Here is a 19,467-nt window from a genome sequence, read left to right on the forward strand (position 1 = left end):
AGTGCGTATTTGTAGACGAAAGACAATAAAAATATCAAAAAAAACTAAGTTTAGCCTCTGCTGTAGTAGTATTGTCAGTACCCGTTGCGTTTAGTGATGGTGATTTATCCGGATCAAAAACATGTAACAGTGCAATTGAAAATCAAAGGAACGATGCACGGAAAAAAGACTTCAACAACTAGAATGGAAAAGAAGAGGTCAATTCATCAGATTAAAAAACACAATAACAAAGTAAAATAAGTAACTTAATATTTTTTAATCCAAAATATATAAGGGTTTGATTATACCATTTTTTCTTTAGCACAACCCAAACATTTTCATTATAAAACTATTCTAATAGTTCAACAACAACTTCACAAACAATCTCTTTTTAATCGATAGCCAAAACTCCAGCAGAACATCGAATAAATTCGAATTGCAGGCTGTCGAACCTTTTAATTAAGTCAATTCATGCTGATAGGAATCAGCATGAATAAAAAATTTAATACTTTTTATCCTAAAAAGAAATGTTGCAGAAAATATTAATATTTTTACTTATCTAAAAAAATCAAAAGATATACTTTTAATTATACCTAAAAAAGAACTCATTATTCTGCTATAATTCCTTGAATTTGATTATTTTTTGAATCGCTGTCCTGCGAGGAATTAGATCTTGCTTTGAGAATCATTTGATCTCTGTTCATAGCAATACGACGTTTTTCATGTAAAATAGCCCCCGTTCCAGCTGGAATCAAACGACCTACAATAACATTTTCTTTAAGCCCTTCTAACATATCAACTTTTCCAGCAATAGCGGCTTCGGTAAGAACTTTAGTCGTCTCTTGGAAAGAAGCAGCTGATATAAACGACTTAGTTTGAAGAGAAGCTTTTGTAATACCCTGAAGAACAGGAGAGAAAGAAACCTGTTTCTTTCCTTGTTGCGCAAGCGATCTATTCAATTCCTCTACTTCAACACGGTCAATATTATCTCCTAATATATACTCAGTATCCGCTGGATCAGTTATTTCAACTTTTTGTAACATCTGACGAATGACAACTTCTATATGCTTATCATTGATCAGAACACCTTCAAGACGATAAACTTCTTGAACTTCATTGATAAGATAAGATGCCAAGGCCTCTATTCCCTTAATCCTTAAAATATCATGTGGAGCGGGATTTCCTTCAAGGATATAATCACCTTTTTCAACCTTATCTCCATCCTGCAGATAAAAATGTTTATTTTTAGGAATAAAGTATTCTACTGGCTCAACACCTTCTTCAAAAGGCTCGATTAATACGCGAGATTTATTCTTATAATTTCTCTTGATTTTAATAGATCCGCTAACTTCTGCCAAGATAGCATGATTCTTAGGACGACGCGCCTCAAAAAGCTCAGCAACTCGTGGCAACCCACTTGTGATATCTTTTGTCTTAGCACTAGATATCGGCGAACGCGCCAAAACATCTCCCACAGAAACTTTTTGTCCAGGAGAAACGGAAAGAATAGCATCTACTGGTAAAAACCATCTAGCATCTGTTCCACGAGAAAATTTCAGAACAGCACCATTTTCATCTTTAACTACAATAGCAGGCTTTAAATTTTGTCCGCGACTAGTAAATCGCCAGTCAATAACTTTTCGTTTAGCAATTCCTGTAGATTCACCAACGCTTTCTATCACAGAAAGACCATCAACAAGATCTTCAAAATCTACTATTCCAGAAACTTCTGTTATCATTGGAAAAGTATGAGGATCCCATTCAGAAACACGCTGTCCATATTTGACAATATCACCATCATCAACGAATAGTTTAGCACCGTACATAATGCGATGCGAAGATTGCTCCTGACCTGATACATCTAAAATCTGAAGCGTCGTATTACGTCCCATGGAAATGAGATCATTTGCAGAATTACGGCATACACTACGGTTCTTAATCTTAACTGTTCCTTCGCAAGAAGACTCTAAGAAGGATCGATCCATAACCGTCACTGCGCCCCCAAGGTGGAAAGTACGCATTGTTAACTGTGTTCCAGGCTCACCAATCGACTGAGCAGCGATGACACCAACGGCTTCACCTACATTAACAAGAGATCCTCGAGCAAGATCCCGACCGTAACATAGCGAACACACTCCCTTCTTAGATTCACAAGTTAAAGCCGAACGAATTCTCACAGAACGGATACCGCTTTTTTCAATTTCAGTAACATGTGATTCAAGTATTAATCCTCCAGCCTTTATGATGCATGCATTTGTCACCGGATTGACAATATCATCAAGGGCTATGCGTCCTAAAACACGACTTCCAAGAGAATATACTACTTGTCCTGAATCTACTATATGCGTAATACTCAAACCTTTATTGGTACCACAATCAACCTGATTAACAATACAATTTTGAGCAACATCTACCAACCTACGACTCAAATAACCAGAGCTAGCAGTTCTCATAACAACATCAAGCAATCCTTTACGACCCCCAACACAAGATTGAAAGAATTCAAATCCATAAAGTCCATCTTTAAAGTGAGAACGAATAGGTGACTCAATGATTTCTCCTGATGGTTTGGCTATCAATCCTCTCATTCCACCAAGCTGACGCATCTGATGCACAGAACTACGAGCACCAGAATGAGACATCATAAATATAGAATTCATCTTTTTTTGACGACCAGTTTCCGGATCAAACTCAACCTGTTTAATAAGAGACATCATCTCTTCGGTAACTTTATCAGTGGTTTTACCCCACAAATCGACAACTTTATTATATTTTTCTCCACGCGTAATCAATCCATCATTGTATTGATTCTCATATTCTTTCACCATCTTATCAGCTTCTGCGATAATTTTTCCCTTTGATTTAGGAACAACTATGTCATCTTTACCAAAGGAAATTCCCGAAGAACAAGCATATCGGAATCCTAAACGCATAAGATCATCACAAAAAGCAACTGTGCTTTTTTGTCCACAATGACGATAAACTGCATCCACCATCGCTGAAATATTTTTCTTAACCATTTCTTGATTGCAAATATCAAATGAAATATTATGATGACGAGGCAATATTTCACCTAGAATCATACGTCCTGGGGTTGTTTCATAAATCTTGGATACCCAATTACCACTTTCATCAATATTTTTATATCTACCACGAATCTTAGAATGCAAAGTAACTACTTTTCTTTCAAGAGCATGATATACCTCATCCACATCAGCAAAAACCATCCCTTCACCAGGATCACCTTCATGGATAATAGACAGATAATAAAGCCCTAACACCATATCTTGCGAAGGAACCACAACTGGCACTCCGCTCGCTGGATGCAAAAGATTGTTAGTAGACATCATTAATACACGTGCTTCTAATTGCGCTTCAAGAGAGAGAACGACATACACAGCCATTTGATCTCCATCAAAGTCAGCATTATATCCTGCACATACTAAAGGATGAAGTTGAATAGCTTTTCCACTTATAATTTTAGGCTCGAAAGCCTGCATACTTAATCGGTGCAAACTTGGAGCACGATTGAGTAATACAACATGCTGGTGAACGACTTCCGCAAGGACATCCCAAACTTCAGGTCTTTCTTTTTCAACGAATTTTTTAGCCTGTTTAACTGTGGAAACATACCCCTTCTTTTCTAGTTGCGCATATAGAAAGGGTTTAAAAAGTTCAAGTGCCATTAACTTAGGCAGACCACATTGGTGCAATAGCAATTCTGGACCTGCCACAATAACAGTACGACCAGAATAATCCACCCTTTTACCGAGAAGATTAGTCCTGAAACGACCTTGCTTCCCTTTTAACATATCAGATAGAGATTTCAAAGGACGTCTATTCGCACCAGTTACTACACGCTTATGACGACCATTATCAAACAATGCATCAACAGATTCTTGCAACATTCTTTTTTCATTGCGAACAATAATTTCCGGAGCATGCAAACTTTTTAATCTCATCAAACGATTGTTTCTACCGATAACTCGACGATACAAATCATTTAAATCAGATGCCGCAAATCTTCCAAAATCAAGAGCTACCAGCGGCCTTAAATCAGGAGGAAGAACTGGAATAACGGTCATAACCATCCATTCAGGACGATTACCTGATATCAGAAAACTATCTACAATTTTAAGACGCTTAATTATCTTTTTTCTTCTAAAAATAGAAGAAGATTTACTCAGTTGACCACGCAAGGTAATAGCTAGATTCGGCAGATCTAATAAAATTAACAGCTCACGTATCGCATCTGCCCCCATCATAGCTATAAACTGATCTTGACCAAAATCATTTACCGCTTCTACATATTCTTCTTCTGTTAAAATCTGATATTTCTCTAACGAAGACAAGCCGGGATCAATAACAACATAACTCTCAAAATACAATACACGCTCTACATCTCTTAAAGTCATATCAAGCAACGTTGATATACGTGATGGCAAAGATTTAAGAAACCATGGATGAGCAACTGGAGAAGCCAGTTGGATATGAGCCATTCGATCTCGACGAACACAAGATAGCGTTACTTCAACACCGCATTTTTCACAAATAATGCCCTTATACTTCATGCGTTTATATTTGCCGCATATACATTCATAGTCTTTAATAGGGCCAAAAATTCGAGCACAAAACAAACCATCTCGTTCTGGCTTAAAGGTACGATAATTAATTGTCTCAGGTTTTTTTATCTCACCATAAGACAAAGATAAAATCTTTTCTGGAGAGGCAATTGAAATCCTGACGGAATCAAATTCTCTATCATCTGTCCACGGATTAAAAAATCTCATGACCTCTTGTTGCATACCCTTATATCCCCCATTCAAAGGCAAAATATCTTAAAAAAGAAAATATTTGTCTTATCTATTATTCATTTAAATCAGGAATCTCTTCCATTTTTACAGTACTTTTTGCACGTGAATTTTCTAAGTCAATACTTAGACCCAAAGCTTGCATTTCTTTTACCAAGACATTGAAACTCTCTGGTATACCAGTTTCAAAAGAGTTGTCTCCAGAAACAATAGATTCATAAACTTTAGTACGACCTACAACATCATCAGATTTAATAGTAAGCATTTCCTGTAAAACATAGGCAGCACCATAAGCCTGCGTACACCATACTTCCATTTCTCCTAAACGCTGACCACCTCTATTAGATTTTCCTCCTAAAGGTTGCTGTGTCACAAGAGAATAACTACCAATAGAACGAGCATGAACTTTATCAGAAACCATGTGATTAAGCTTCAACATATAAATATACCCAACGGTAACTGGTCGATCAAATGGTTCACCAGTCAGACCATCATAAAGAATGGACTGCCCACTTTCATCCAAATCAGCCATACGAAGCATAGAATTAATAGCCTCTTCATCAGCCCCATCAAAAACAGGCGTTGAAACAGGCACACCTGATTTCCATTGTTCTGCCAAACGTAGTACAGACGCATCATCATAATCTGATATTTTCTCAGCATGAGGACCAGTCCCTATAATCTTCTCTAAAAAACTACGTAATGGCGCTATATCACCATTGGCCTTATAATCATTAATAATACTCTTAATCTTCTTACCAAGACCAACACATGCCCACCCAAGATGAGTCTCAAAAATTTGTCCAACATTCATACGAGAAGGAACACCTAGTGGATTAAGAACGATATCAACAGGAGTACCATCTTCAAGAAAAGGCATATCTTCACAAGGAAGTATCCGAGAAACAATTCCTTTGTTACCATGACGTCCAGCCATCTTATCTCCTGACTGAATTGAACGCTTCATAGCAACAAAAACTTTAACTACTCTTAAAACTCCTGGGGACATATCATCCCCCCATTGTATCTTTTCAATCTTATTCTTAAAACGACTCTCAAGAACAGATTTAGAATGTTCATATTGAGCTCTTAAAGATTCAATGTTCCGCTGCACTTTCTCATCTTGCACAGCAAACTGCCACCATTGAGATCGCTGATATCCAGATATCAAATCACTAGAAAGAACAGAAGATTTCTTAAAGCCTTTAGGTCCGGAAATCGCTGTTTGACTGCATAAAATTTCCTTTAAACGACTATAAATATTCCGATCTAAAATTGCTTGTTCATCATCTCGATCTCGTGCAAGAAGCTCGATTTGTTCTCGTTCAACAGACAAAGAACGCTCATTTTTATCAATACCATGGCGGTTAAAAATACGAACTTCAACAACTGTACCAGAAACTCCAGAAGGAACACGCAACGATGTATCACGAACGTCTACAGCTTTTTCACCAAAAATAGCACGTAAAAGTTTTTCTTCGGGGGTCATGGGGCTGTCACCCTTAGGAGTAATTTTACCTACTAAAATATCACCGGGATTAACCTCAGCTCCAACACAAATAACTCCACACTCATCAATATTCTTCAATCCCTCTTCCGAGACATTAGGTATATCACGAGTTATTTCTTCTGGTCCTAACTTAGTATCACGCGCCATAACCTCAAATTCCTCTATATGAATAGAGGTAAAAACATCTTCCGAAACCATACGCTCAGATATCAACATTGAGTCTTCAAAGTTGTATCCGTGCCAAGGCATGAAGGCAACGAGCATATTACGACCAAGCGCCAAATCCCCTAAATCTGTAGATGGACCATCCGCTATAATATCATTTCTACGAACTTCATCACCAACCTTTACTAATGGACGCTGATTAACACAAGTATTTTGATTGGAACGCTGAAATTTCATTAAACGATAAATATCAACCCCTGAAGCAGAAGGATTTAAATCTTCTTCCACCACACGAATGACTATACGTATTGCATCAACTTGCTCTACTATTCCAGCACGCTTCGCAACAATAGCAGCCCCTGAACTTTTGGCAACGACAGATTCCATACCAGTCCCAACAAAAGGAGCTTCGGCCTTCAATAATGGAACAGCTTGACGCTGCATATTACAACCCATAAGAACACGGTTTGAATCATCATTTTCTAAGAAAGGAATAAGAGATGCTGCAATAGAAACCACTTGTTTTGGAGAAGTGTCCATAAAATTTATATTTTCTCGAGGAACAAGAACTTCTTCTCCTGCACAACGACAAAAAACTAATTCTTCCGCAAACGAGCCATCCTCTTTAAGAGAAGCATTAGACTGAGCAATATAACGATTTTCTTCTTCTATAGCAGAAAGATATACTATCTCATTTGTAACCTTACCATCACAAACTTTACGATATGGAGTTTCAATGAATCCATATGCGTTAACACGCGCAAAAGATGTAAGAGAACTCACCAAACCTATGTTATGGCCTTCTGAGGTCTCTGCAGGACAAATACGACCGTAATGCGTTGGATGGACATCACGCATTTCAACCCCTGCCCTCGCTCTTGCCACACCCCCTTGCCCTAGAGCAGATAAACGACGCGTATGTGTAATACGCGAAAGCGAGTTAACATGTTCTTCAAGTTGAGAAAGCTGCGAGGAACAGAAAAATTCACGAACAGCAGATACTACAGGCTTAGCATTAATGAGATCCTGTGGCATAACAGAATCAATATCAACTGATGAAATGCGTTCCTTAATAGAACGTTCCATACGCAATAGTCCAAGACGATATTGATTTTTCAACATCTCACCGACAGAACGTACTCGACGATTTCCTAAATTATCAATATCATCAATCTTCCCCTTACCATCACGCAGATCAACTAAGATTTTGATAATAGCTATCACATCTTCTTTTCTGACATGACGCACAGTATCAGGAACATCAAGATTAAGACGCATATTCATCTTAACGCGACCAACCGCAGAAAGATCATACTTATCAGGGTCAAAGAAAAGGAAATTAAACATCGATTCTGCAGCCGAAACAGTTGGCACATCACCTGGACGCATAACACGATAAATATCCAGAAGTGCATCTTTGTAATCTTTGTTTTTATCCAATACTAATGTATTACGCACATAAGCATTAGAATCAATAGAATCGACATGGAGAACAGGTATATCCTCAATTCCACAAGATACAATTGCCGCTAGAGTAGGTTCATCAATTGCATCACCAGCTTCAAGGTATATCTCCCCTGTTGTTTCATTGACAATATCTTCTGCTACATAAGATCCATACAAATAATCTGAAGTAACCCCTAAAAAACCTACCCCTTTTTCTTTAAGATTTTTGAGCAAGTTCGCAGTAAACCTTTTCCCGCTTTCAATAACTCGCTCACCCGTATCAACATCAATCAAACTAGAAGATACTTTTGAACCAACAATCAAATCGGCACAACTCAATGGAAAGCACCAATATTCGCCCTTTTTTACATAAACAATTTTGGAATAAAACGTAGATAAAATATCCTCAGAATTCATACCCAAAGCCATTAAAAAAGACGTCACAGGAACTTTACGACGCCTATCTATACGCACATGGATAATATCCTTGGAATCAAATTCTATGTCCATCCATAGCCCTTGATCAGGAATAATACGACAAGCATACAATAGCTTTCCTGATAAACTGGCCCTCCCTTTATCATGATCAAAAAGTATGCCTGGAGAACGATGTAACTGAGAAACAACTATACGCTGAGTACCATTAATAACAAAAGTTCCATCTTTAGTCATAAGTGGAACATCGCCCATATAGATACTTTGTTCCTTTATATCTTTGATAGATTTTGCACCAGTAAATTCATCAATATCAAAAACAATCAAACGCAAAATAATCTTTAAAGGAGCAGCATACGTCAAATCACGCCGCAAGCAATCATCCACATCAAATTTTGGGGAGTCAAATTCATAAGACTCAAATTCAAGCATCGCAGCCCCAGAAAAAGCCGTAATAGGAAAAACAGACTTAAATGCGGCCTGTAAACCCTCATTAGGACGTTCCTCAGGAGAACTATTCATCATCAAAAACTGATCATAGGATGCCCTCTGAACTTCAATAAGATCAGGTATGTCAATTATCTCAGGAATCTTTCCAAAAAATTTGCGCGCACGCCCGAGACCATTGAACACAACGTCCTTAGCCATCGTTTCTCCTCATAATAAACTCATGATAAACTGCATAATAGGAAAAAATAGATACTTCCTTAAAAACGAAATCCCTTGAAAGACAAAAGATCTTAAAGTGTCAATCAACTAACGTATATCTATCGTTGCACCAGCAGCTTCAAGCTTTTTCTTTATTTCTTCAGCATCTCCCTTAGAAACGCCTCCTTTTAAGCTCTTTGGAGAACTTTCCACAAGCTCTTTGGCTTCTTTGAGACCTAAACTAGTGATTGCACGTACTTCCTTAATAACATTGATTTTGCTCGTAGCATTAAAACCTGTTAACACAACATCAAATTCAGTCTTTTCAGCAACAGCAACACTTTCTGTTGCTGCGGAAGCCGATACAGCAGCAGGAGCAGAGGCAGAAACACCCCATTTTTCTTCTAATTTCTTCGAAAGCTCTGCAGCTTGAATAAGAGTAAGAGACGACAATTGTTCAACAATTGATTCAATATTGGACATATTACACATTTCCTTTTTTTATTTTAGTTTTTTTACAATTAACAGAACTAATCTTGCCGATTCTTCTCCTCAAAAGCAGAAAGAACACGAACAATATGATTCTGAGGTGTTTCAAGAAGCATAACCAATCTAGTTGCAGTGGACTGAATAGCACTTAAAATACCAGAGCGAATTTCCTCAATATTTGGCAAGGAAGCAATTTTCTTGATTGAATCTTGGGTAAGCATATCTTTTTCCAAAATTCCACCAAGAATCTCAAATTGACTGTTATCATTAGCAAAACCAACTGAAATCTTAGAGGCAATAACAGGATCAACAGAATATACTATCAATGACTGCCCAACAAAAAGATCAGCAAAATCTACAACAAATCCCAAATCACGAATGGCAATTTTAACGAGAGTGTTTTTTGCAATTCTCACTCCTCCTCCAGCTTCTCGCAATCTTGCCCGAAGATCTTTCATCTGCGCAACATTAAGCCCCTTATAGTCAGCGACAACGATTGAGCTAGAAGAAGAAAAAATATCACTTAACTCAGAAATTTCTACGCTCTTTTCTTGATTATTCAACTTTCATCTCCAGATGACAAATATACCTAAATACTAAATATTCTGTCCACACCCATATAAGGACAAATCTACCGTACTAAAATCTCATTCTCAAAGAAAGAGATAACAGTCTCCCAACAACTCCCCTTAAAAACAACAAATGACAATAAAAAGGGAATCTAGAAAAAAAACCCAAAAAGAGTATTAAACAGAGAGAACAGAATGGTCAACCTTTATCCCACACCCCATAGTCGATGATAAGGTAATACGCTTTATATAGTGACCTTTTGAAACAGGAGGCTTTGCCTTTATAACAGCACTGACAAAAGCCAAAACGTTTTCTTCTATTTTTTTATTATCAAAAGAAGCTTTACCTACTATCCCATGAACGATCCCTGCCTTTTCAGATCGAAAATCAACAGCACCCTTCTTATATTTCCGAACAGTAGTAGCAACATCTGTTGTCACAGTACCAAGCTTTAGATTAGGCATAATACCACGAGGCCCTAGAAGCCTACCTAATTGTCCAACTAAAGGCATCATATCAGGGGTAGCAATACAACAATCAAATTCTATTTTTCCACCCTTAACGATTTCGAAAAGATCTTCTCCCCCGACAATATCAGCACCTGCTTCTCTAGCTTTATCAGCCTCAGCAGATTTGGCAAAAACAGCTACACGAACATTGACACCCGTACCGTTAGGCATAGAAACAACACCTCGAACCATTTGATTAGCATGACGAGGGTCAACGCCTAAATTCATTGCTATTTCAATGGTTTCATCAAACTTAGCTACAGCACGCTCTTTGAGCATATCCACAGCATCACTTAATCCGTATAATACTGAAAAATCAATTCCTTTAGAAATCCGCTGCATACGTTTTGAAATTTTAGACACCATCTAATCCACCACACCTATACCCATTGAAGAAGCCGAACCTTCTAGCATACTCATAGCCTGCTCAATACTAAAAGCACCCATATCCTGCATTTTTATCTCTGCAATTTTCCTAATCTTTTCCCGAGAAATAGTACCGCTAATTTCTTTGCCGGGAAGGCTAGAACCTGATTTAATCCCTGCCCCTTCTTTAAGGAAAAAACTCACAGGTGGATTAGACAGCTTAAAAACAAAAGACTTATCTTTATAGATAGTTACAGTAGTCGGGATGGGATCACCTTTTCTCATATGCTCTGTTGCCGCATTGAATTGCCTACAAAAATCCATAATATTAGCACCAGCCTGCCCAATAACAGGACCTACTGGCGGCGAAGGATTTGCAGAACCCGCCCCTATCTGTAATTTAACCTGACGAAAAACCACTTTTGCCATTTCCAGCCTTTCCCAAAACAACAACAAACCTAATACTTACAAAACAACCAAAAAGAAAAATATTTATACCTGAAAAACTTCTAAAGCAAGCATAAAAACCATTTACATAACATCAAAACTTACAAGATTAAACGATTTTCTCAACCTGACTATACGCCAATTCCACTGGAGTAGCACGACCAAAAATTGAAACCTCTACTTTAAGACGCGATTTTTCCTCATCAACATCCTTTACAATTCCATTAAAAGAAGCGAAGGGGCCGTCAGAAACACAAATTCGTTCACCAATCTCAAAAATAATGGTAGAAACAGGCTTATGAACAGACGCTTCAATCTGACCCATAATATGCTCAATTTCAGAATCTGATACTGGAGATGGGTTTTTACCAGAACCAAGAAAACCCATAACTTTTGGCGTATTCCTGATGGTATGATATACTTCATCAGTCATAACTGCCTTAAGCAATACATAGCCAGGAAAAAATCTACGTTCAGAATTAACCTTACGTCCCCTACGAACACTAACCACTTTCTCAGAAGGAACGGTTATTTCTGTTACCAAATTATCTAGGCCAGCTCTATTTAATCTCCCAAGCATTGATTCAACTGTCTTTTTCTCACAGTTAGAATAAACTTGTACTATGTACCAATGAGACGTCATCTTATCACCTAACAATTAGTCACCGATATTCAAAAGAAAATGCATGAACCATCCTATCAACTGATCAATTGCTAATAAAAACATCGAAGATATGGACAACATAATTATTACAACGACAACTGAGATCAAAACCTCATTGCGAGATGGCCAAAATATCCTCTTAAACTCAACCTTAACCTGCTTAAAAAAATTTACTATACTCAAACCATTAACTCTCACCAAAGAAAGAACACCATACCATACTTGTAGAACATGCCTTGATATATAAAGCAAGAGAAAAAATAGAGATCTATAATAGCCCTACCAAACAAACCACCATAGATCTTTCTGGCAGGAGCAGAGGGGATCGAACCCACGACCTGCGGTTTTGGAGACCGCCGCTCTACCAACTGAGCTATACCCCTTTTCTCGAAATTTAAGTTTCAGCGAAGTATCCTCTTTTTAAGAAGAAAAGTCTTCTATTATCCTATAATTTTGGAAACAATCCCCGCACCAATCGTCTTTCCTCCTTCACGAATAGAAAAACGCTGATTTGCTTCCATCGCAATCGGACTAATAAGCTCTATCTCCAAAGTAACCCTATCACCAGGCATCACCGCTTTAGATTCAGGAGGCAAAATTATCTTCCCCGTAACATCCGCCGTATCCATAAAAAACTGTGGACGATAATTACCTAAAAATCCTGTATGACGACCGCCTTCTTCTTTCTTCAGAATATAAACACTAGCTTCAAACTTAGAATACTCTTTAATAGAACCAGGAGCACAAATAACTCTCCCCCTCTGAACATCCGCACGATCCACTCCGCGAAGCAATAAACCAACATTGTCTCCCGCTATAGCTTCATCTAACTTCTGCCGAAACATCTCCATATCTGTACATTTCGCTTTAAGCGTCTTGCCACCCATACCAATTATCTCAATATCAGATCCAGCCACAAGCTTACCACGCTTAACACGACCAGTCGCAACAGTCCCACGACCACCAATCGTACAAGAACTCTCCACATGCATCAAGAAAGGCTCATCCGTTAAACGCGAAGGTGTAGGAATATAATTATCAACAGCTTCCATCAAAGCATGAATCGAATCTTCCCCCAATTCCTTATTCTCTCCGTTTAAGGCACAAAGAGCAGAACCCCTAATAACAGGAACTTCATCTCCAGGAAAATCGTAATAACTCAAAAGCTCCCTAATCTCAAGCTCAACAAGATCCAATAACTCCGGATCATCAACAGTATCAACCTTGTTCATATACACAACTATCGACGAAATACCAACCTGACGAGCAAGAAGAATATGTTCCTTCGTTTGTGGCTTCGGACCGTCATAGGCAGAGCAAACAAGAATCGCACCATCAGCCTGCGTCGCACCAGTAATCATATTCTTTACATAATCAGCATGACCAGGACAATCAATATGCCCATAAAATCTCTTGGCAGTCTGATAGTGAACATGCGCCGTCGAAATGGTAATACCACGAACCCTCTCCTCCGGAGCACTGTCAATCTCACCATATGCCTTCTGCTCATCACTATAATACTTCGTAATAGCCGCAGTTAGCGTCGTCTTCCCGTGATCAACGTGACCTATAGTACTAATCCCAAGACTTTCCTTGTCACGAATAAACCGTTTTTCCGCCATCTAATAAAATCCCCTCATCTCAACTCATCTTCAATAAATCTAAAACCATAATAACAGCAATCTAAACATTATGTTCGAGAAATATACTCATTACCAACATCTAAAAAGAAAATCCCAGCGCACGACCATTTGACAATAACAAAAGTTACAGGAATGAAATGGTAGCGAAGGAGGGACTTGAACCCCCGACACAAGGATTATGATTCCTCCGCTCTAACCAACTGAGCTACTCCGCCAAAAATCATCCCAACATTGTTCTTTTTATCAAGAAAAAAAGCTGCAATCAATACCAATAAAACCATTCATAGAAGTATTATACAAAAATAAATTTTCGCATAATACCATAACATATATGCATATTACTATATATCAATCAATAGCCTCGAACTTTCTTCAATATTTCTTATAAAGAAGGATTTTTTTTCATTATAGAAAATAAAGATTTTTCCACCTTGTCTGAACGTTTAGAGCAGCTAATAAATCCCCCCCCTAAAATACGGGCATCATTCGAATCTGAGCTATAAAATACGCATGCCTGACCAGCAGCAACCCCCTCTTCACTGTTTTCAAAATCCACATACACCCCACTATCATCTCGTTTCACAAAAACAGAAACCGGATCTTGCGAAGAACGAATCTTAGCAAAACATTTGAATCCATCAACAACCACATCTTCGAAAGATCCATCACCTAACCAATTAATTTCACGTAAATAAATACGACGAACTTCCAAAGCCTCTCTTGGTCCGACAATTACTCTAGAGCCTTGTTTATCGAGATACACAACAAAAAGAGGATCACTTGCCGCTATACCAAGACCACGCCTTTGCCCTATAGTATAATTTATAATCCCATTATGACGCCCTAATACTTGTCCACTTAAATGCACAATCTCCCCTTCCAAAGATATGTCAGAGCTCAACTTCTTTACTATATCAAAATATTTCCCTTTTTGAACAAAACAGATATCTTGACTATCTGATTTATCCGCCACTTCCAATTTCATCTCCCTCGCCAAATCTCTGACTGATTCTTTTTTCATCTCTCCAAGGGGAAAACGTAAATCACATAACTGTTGCTGCGTAGTGGCAAACAAGAAGTAACTTTGATCTCGCTCTGAATCTACTGGGCGACACATTATGCGTCGACGTACCCCATCAGCTCCAACGTGGAAACGAGAACGTATATAATGTCCTGTTGCCAAAACATCTGCCCCCAATCGACGCATTACAGAAAGTAAATCCAAAAATTTAACAGTTCGATTACAATCTACACATGGCAAAGGGGTTTCTCCGGCAATATATGCATTTGCAAAAGGAACAATAACAGCATTATGAAAACGCTCTTCATAATCAAAAACGTAGTGCGGAACATCAATAGCATCACAAACACGACGAGCATCATACACGTCTTGTCCCGCACAACAAGAACCCTTTCTTTTTGATTCTTTTCCACCGTTATACAACTGCAACGTGACACCAACAACATCATACCCATCACGCTTCAAAAGAGCTGCAACAATAGAAGAATCAACCCCTCCAGACATAGCTACAACAACACGCATATCCTTTGGATTCTTATCAAAATCTAGGCTATTCATATCTCACCAACTTCAACTTTACACCACCTCATCGTAAACGATTTTACATGCATCCTATTTATAAAAAATCACTCAACATTAAATTCAAATTGTTTTATAGAACGAATTGCAGAATTAGACGACAACTCTTCTAAAATATCACTTGAAACACAACCGTCTACACAAAGCAAAGAAACAGCATCCTCTTTTAACTTACTCCGCCCAAGGTGGAAATGAGCAATATTGATTCCAGCTTTTCCCAAAACAAAACATTGCAACAAAGCCCACTATCCCAGGCACATCTTCATTGACAATGTAACTCATTGAATTTCCTATGTCTGCATCAAAATTAATCCCTTGAATTTTAATAAATCTTGGCTTGCCATCAGAAAAAACTGTCCCTGTAACCGAATACGACGCACACGCCGTTTTCACTATCAACTCAATATACCCATCCCATATACCACTTTTATCGCGTTTTATTGTAGAAATAATAACAGCATTTTCCTTCATGATAATAGGGGCAGAATCATATTTGATCCTCTTCAAGAGAAACAGAATCCATATTCAATGCGTTAGAAACTACTCCCTCTAGCAAATAATCAGACATTTGATGGGCCAATTGAAGAGCAACCTTTTCTTGGGCTTCCACTGTCGAAGACCCTAAATGCGGCGTACAAACAACATTTGGCAATCCAAAAAGAGGATTTTGTAGCGCTGGCTCAACTTCAAATACATCAAAACCAGCACCAGCCACATGACCCGATTGAAGCAATTCGGCTAAAGCTTTTTCATCAACCAAACCACCACGAGCACAATTGATAATGCGAACACCTGGCTTCGTTTTGGACAAATTTTCCTTATTTAAAATATTTTTGGTTTTATTTGTTAGAGGAACATGCAAACTAATAAAATCCGACTGAGATAAAAGATCTTCCAATTGTACTTGCAAAACCCCTATCTCCTTAGCACGCTCTTGAGATAAAAAAGGATCAAAAGCAATCACCTTCATCTTCAACCCAATAGCACGGGTACAAACCAGAGAGCCAATGTTTCCTACTCCAATCACACCCAATACTTTGTCAGAGATCTCTACTCCCATAAACTTTGATTTTTCCCATTTACCCTTATGAGTTGATTCATTAGCAGCGGGAATCTGTCGAGCAACTGCCAACATCAAAGAAATAGCATGCTCAGCAGTCGTAATAGAATTTCCAAAAGGAGTGTTCATTACAACAATATCCGCTCGAGAAGCAGACAATAAATCCACATTATCTATCCCAACACCAGCTCGACCAACCACCTTAAGATTTTTAGCTTTCGACAATAAATACTCGGTTACTTTGGTAGTAGATCGCACGGCAAGACCATCATAATCGCCTATAATGCGAGCCATCTCTTCTTTGTTTTTCCCAATTTCTGGGCGGAAATCAACGTCTATACCCCGATCACGAAAAATCTGTATGGAACTAACTGATAATTCATCAGATACAAGAACCTTAAGCTTTGACATGATTTTCTCCTTTTACTCAATTAAAATTTACGATATAGCCCGTAAAAAAGCACTTTTCTGGAAATAAAAAGCCCATTTTAACCAATCACATAGCGATACAAGATCTTCTTTCTCAACAGTTGCCCCAACCCATACACGTAGGCCAAAAGGAGCGTCACGATAAGAAGCAATGTCATAAGCAACCGATTCCTTTTCCAAAAAAGAAACCATAGATTTGCAAAAAGATGCTTGGGTATTGCGATCAAAAGACACAATATCGGAATCAACAATTCTCATACAAATAGACGTGTTAGAACGATTTTTCGAATCAATCGCAAGATTTTCAACCCAATCATTTTCCTTAATAAACTGAAACAAAACAGCAGCATTTTCATTGCAATGCGTAATAGACGCAGAAAGCCCTCCCATTTCCTTCACCCATACCAATGCATCAATATAATCTTCAATACATAATAAAGAAGGGGTATTTATTGTCTCTCCAGAGAAAAGACCCTCCATCACCTTACCCCCTTTAGTCATACGAAAAATCTTAGGCAAGGGCCAAGAAGGAACATAATTTTCAAGACGTTCAATAGATCGAGGGGATAATATGATAACCCCAAAACCCGCTTCTCCACCCAAAACTTTTTGTGCAGAAAAAGTCAAAACATCTAATTTTTTAAAATCAATATGACGCGCAAAAACTGCTGAAGTTGCATCACAAATAACCAAACCTTCTCGATTTTCTGGAATAAATTCCACATCAGGAACGCAAACACCCGAAGTAGTTCCATTCCAAACAAATACCACGTCTCTATCAAAATCCACCTTAGAAAAATCCGAAAGCTCACCATAAGGAGCCGTAAATTCTCGAACATCTTGAAGAGAAAGCTGCCGAATATCTGACATCCACCCAAGCCCAAAACTTTCCCACGCAAGGACATCAACGCCACGAGAACCAAGCAAAGACCATAATGCCATTTCAACAGCCCCAGTGTCTGAAGCAGGAACTATAGCAATGCGATAACTTTCAGGAACTTCCAAAACCTCCCGAGTTAAGTCTATCGCCCTCTTTATTCTTTCTTTTCCCAGAGTACAACGATGAGAACGCCCAAGTAACGCCCCCTCTAATACACTAAGAGACCATCCCGGACGCTTTACACATGGACCAGAAGAGAAAAAGGGACGCATAGGCTTTGATTTTGGCTTGCATATATGTGACATAACGAATTTATCCTCTCAGGAAAACAATTTATATTGTCGGGAATACATTAAGGACATATCTATAAAATTATTCCCATAACTTCATAACTTAAAGACCAAAATTACCAGTATTCTTGTAGTAGTCTAATATAAATGAGAACCAAACCTTGTATCTTGACAAAGATAAACAAAACTTTTTTATAAATAAATAATTATCTCAAAAGAAAATGATCATCTTTTAAGAAAAATATTGTATAACTACAATATAGATCAGATCCATACAAAGATTAGTAAAAAAAAAAATTTCTTTAAATATAAAAAATCTCTTTTCATAGTTTAGCCATGAAGAAAAAAGAAATCCTAAACTAATTATTTTTTAATCTTATTCTCTTTTTTTAGCAAGATTTAGCAATCTATTAGCTTTAGTTCAATGTCAACAATTTGCGACACAATCAAAAATCATTTTCCTTTAACAATAGATCGCTGAAATATAGAACGCTTTGCAAGCTTTAATATCCCATCGTGAGAAAAGCTGTAGCAGAACATAAAATGAAAAGCACTTAGCTATTCATGACAGTTAAAAGTTGTTTATGGATGTGTATATTGCCGCTGATGATACTTTTGCTTTCGACAATCGTAGCTTTCCCCAAAAAATCAGTGGCAAATCCTCCTGCTTCACGAACAAGAAGTAATCCACCCGCAATACTCCATGGAGAAAATCCTTTTTCCCAAAAACCATCAAATCGACCAGATGCAATATAAGCCAAATCAAGAGCTATCGCACCAAAACTACGCACCCCAGCTATACTATCTATAATGCCATTAAAATGGGCAAGAAAATGATTATTTTGTTGACAAGTGACACGCGGAATACCGCAAGAAATAAGAGATTTAGACAAAAGACGGCGAGAGGAAACACGTATACGACGATCATTTAAAAAAGCCCCAGCACCACGTTCAGCTGTATACAACTCATCTGTAATAGGATTAAAAATAACGCTGGCAATTATTTCTTGCGCACGTTCCAAAGCAATCGAGATGCAAAAGTGCGGAATAGCGTGTAAAAAATTGGTAGAACCATTCAATGGATCAACAATCCAACGCGTCAAACTATCTTGTCCAACACATGATTTTCCCTCGCCGTAAAAACCATACTTAGGGCGGGCATACAACAATTCCTGATAAATAATCTCTTGATATTTTAAATGATATTGCGCTACGGAATCACTAGGATCTTTCCGAGAAACCTGTAAATTTTGCACCTCATCAAAATCACGTGACAACAATTTACCGGCTTTTAAAGCAGCACTTACCATAACATTGAGAAGAGCAGAACGGGGCATATTATAGATCTCTCTTTCGTATAATCATCTAAGTCAAAAAAAGCGCAGATAAAATCAGGAAAACTTAACTCATGACAAACATACACACACTATAGAAAGAAGATTATCGTATTCTTTCTATAGAGAGAGAGTCAACGATCTTTCGCCACAGTATAAAGAAAATTTGACAAAAAAATCATAAAATCTCTA

General features: G+C 37.9%; 12 protein-coding genes, 2 tRNA genes and 1 pseudogene. All 15 read right to left on the minus strand.

Annotated features, from left to right (window positions below):
- Nucleotides 1-587: 587 nt before the first annotated feature.
- On the minus strand, nt 588-4,784 hold the full coding sequence (gene rpoC, locus CKC_RS04825; protein WP_013462401.1) for a DNA-directed RNA polymerase subunit beta': 4,197 nt from the start codon (nt 4,782-4,784) through the stop codon (nt 588-590).
- 61 nt (nt 4,785-4,845) lie between these two features.
- Entirely contained in the window at nt 4,846-8,994 is a 4,149-nt protein-coding gene (rpoB, locus tag CKC_RS04830; protein ID WP_013462402.1) for a DNA-directed RNA polymerase subunit beta, read from the minus strand.
- Between the two features lie 108 nt (nt 8,995-9,102).
- Complete coding sequence (gene rplL, locus CKC_RS04835) at nt 9,103-9,477, minus strand: 50S ribosomal protein L7/L12 (RefSeq protein ID WP_013462403.1); 375 nt, start codon at nt 9,475-9,477, stop codon at nt 9,103-9,105.
- A 47-nt stretch (nt 9,478-9,524) separates the two neighbouring features.
- Nucleotides 9,525-10,046 (minus strand): 50S ribosomal protein L10, encoded by a 522-nt coding sequence (gene rplJ / locus CKC_RS04840; RefSeq protein WP_013462404.1) that lies wholly within the window; start codon nt 10,044-10,046, stop codon nt 9,525-9,527.
- 183 nt (nt 10,047-10,229) lie between these two features.
- Entirely contained in the window at nt 10,230-10,925 is a 696-nt protein-coding gene (gene rplA / locus CKC_RS04845; protein WP_044054397.1) for a 50S ribosomal protein L1, read from the minus strand.
- Nucleotides 10,926-10,928: 3 nt separating this feature from the next.
- Nucleotides 10,929-11,357 carry a 50S ribosomal protein L11 gene (rplK, locus tag CKC_RS04850; protein ID WP_013462406.1) on the minus strand — a complete coding sequence of 143 codons (429 nt, stop codon included), beginning with the start codon at nt 11,355-11,357 and terminating at the stop codon, nt 10,929-10,931.
- A 127-nt stretch (nt 11,358-11,484) separates the two neighbouring features.
- Nucleotides 11,485-12,018, minus strand: coding sequence for a transcription termination/antitermination protein NusG (nusG, locus tag CKC_RS04855; protein ID WP_013462407.1), 534 nt, complete (start codon nt 12,016-12,018; stop codon nt 11,485-11,487).
- 15 nt (nt 12,019-12,033) lie between these two features.
- A complete protein-coding gene (secE, locus tag CKC_RS05990; RefSeq protein ID WP_013462408.1) occupies nt 12,034-12,237 on the minus strand; it encodes a preprotein translocase subunit SecE in 204 nt (67 codons plus the stop codon).
- A 109-nt stretch (nt 12,238-12,346) separates the two neighbouring features.
- Nucleotides 12,347-12,422, minus strand: a tRNA-Trp gene (locus tag CKC_RS04860).
- Between the two features lie 57 nt (nt 12,423-12,479).
- Entirely contained in the window at nt 12,480-13,661 is a 1,182-nt protein-coding gene (gene tuf / locus CKC_RS04865; protein WP_013462409.1) for an elongation factor Tu, read from the minus strand.
- A 159-nt stretch (nt 13,662-13,820) separates the two neighbouring features.
- A tRNA-Met gene (locus CKC_RS04870) sits at nt 13,821-13,897 on the minus strand.
- Between the two features lie 167 nt (nt 13,898-14,064).
- Complete coding sequence (mnmA, locus tag CKC_RS04875) at nt 14,065-15,261, minus strand: tRNA 2-thiouridine(34) synthase MnmA (RefSeq protein ID WP_013462410.1); 1,197 nt, start codon at nt 15,259-15,261, stop codon at nt 14,065-14,067.
- Nucleotides 15,262-15,329: 68 nt separating this feature from the next.
- Nucleotides 15,330-16,753 (minus strand): annotated as a pseudogene (locus CKC_RS04880) (NAD(P)-dependent oxidoreductase).
- 27 nt (nt 16,754-16,780) lie between these two features.
- Nucleotides 16,781-17,956, minus strand: a complete 1,176-nt coding sequence (locus tag CKC_RS04885; RefSeq protein WP_013462412.1) for a phosphoserine transaminase — start codon at nt 17,954-17,956, stop codon at nt 16,781-16,783.
- Nucleotides 17,957-18,495: 539 nt separating this feature from the next.
- Nucleotides 18,496-19,278, minus strand: coding sequence for an inositol monophosphatase family protein (locus tag CKC_RS04890; protein ID WP_013462413.1), 783 nt, complete (start codon nt 19,276-19,278; stop codon nt 18,496-18,498).
- Nucleotides 19,279-19,467 lie beyond the last annotated feature (189 nt).

The organism is Candidatus Liberibacter solanacearum CLso-ZC1 (assembly GCF_000183665.1).
GTDB lineage: Bacteria > Pseudomonadota > Alphaproteobacteria > Rhizobiales > Rhizobiaceae > Liberibacter > Liberibacter solanacearum.

Excerpts from the sequence above, each read along its gene's own strand:
- rpoC (WP_013462401.1), bottom strand. The coding sequence starts at position 4,784 with ATGCAACAAGAGGTCATGAGATTTTTTAATCCGTGGACAGATGATAGA.
- rpoB (WP_013462402.1), bottom strand. The coding sequence starts at position 8,994 with ATGGCTAAGGACGTTGTGTTCAATGGTCTCGGGCGTGCGCGCAAATTT.
- rplL (WP_013462403.1), bottom strand. The coding sequence starts at position 9,477 with ATGTCCAATATTGAATCAATTGTTGAACAATTGTCGTCTCTTACTCTT.
- rplK (WP_013462406.1), bottom strand. The coding sequence starts at position 11,357 with ATGGCAAAAGTGGTTTTTCGTCAGGTTAAATTACAGATAGGGGCGGGT.
- nusG (WP_013462407.1), bottom strand. The coding sequence starts at position 12,018 with ATGACGTCTCATTGGTACATAGTACAAGTTTATTCTAACTGTGAGAAA.
- tuf (WP_013462409.1), bottom strand. The coding sequence starts at position 13,661 with ATGGCGGAAAAACGGTTTATTCGTGACAAGGAAAGTCTTGGGATTAGT.
- mnmA (WP_013462410.1), bottom strand. The coding sequence starts at position 15,261 with ATGAATAGCCTAGATTTTGATAAGAATCCAAAGGATATGCGTGTTGTT.
- CKC_RS04885 (WP_013462412.1), bottom strand. The coding sequence starts at position 17,956 with ATGTCACATATATGCAAGCCAAAATCAAAGCCTATGCGTCCCTTTTTC.
- CKC_RS04890 (WP_013462413.1), bottom strand. The coding sequence starts at position 19,278 with ATGCCCCGTTCTGCTCTTCTCAATGTTATGGTAAGTGCTGCTTTAAAA.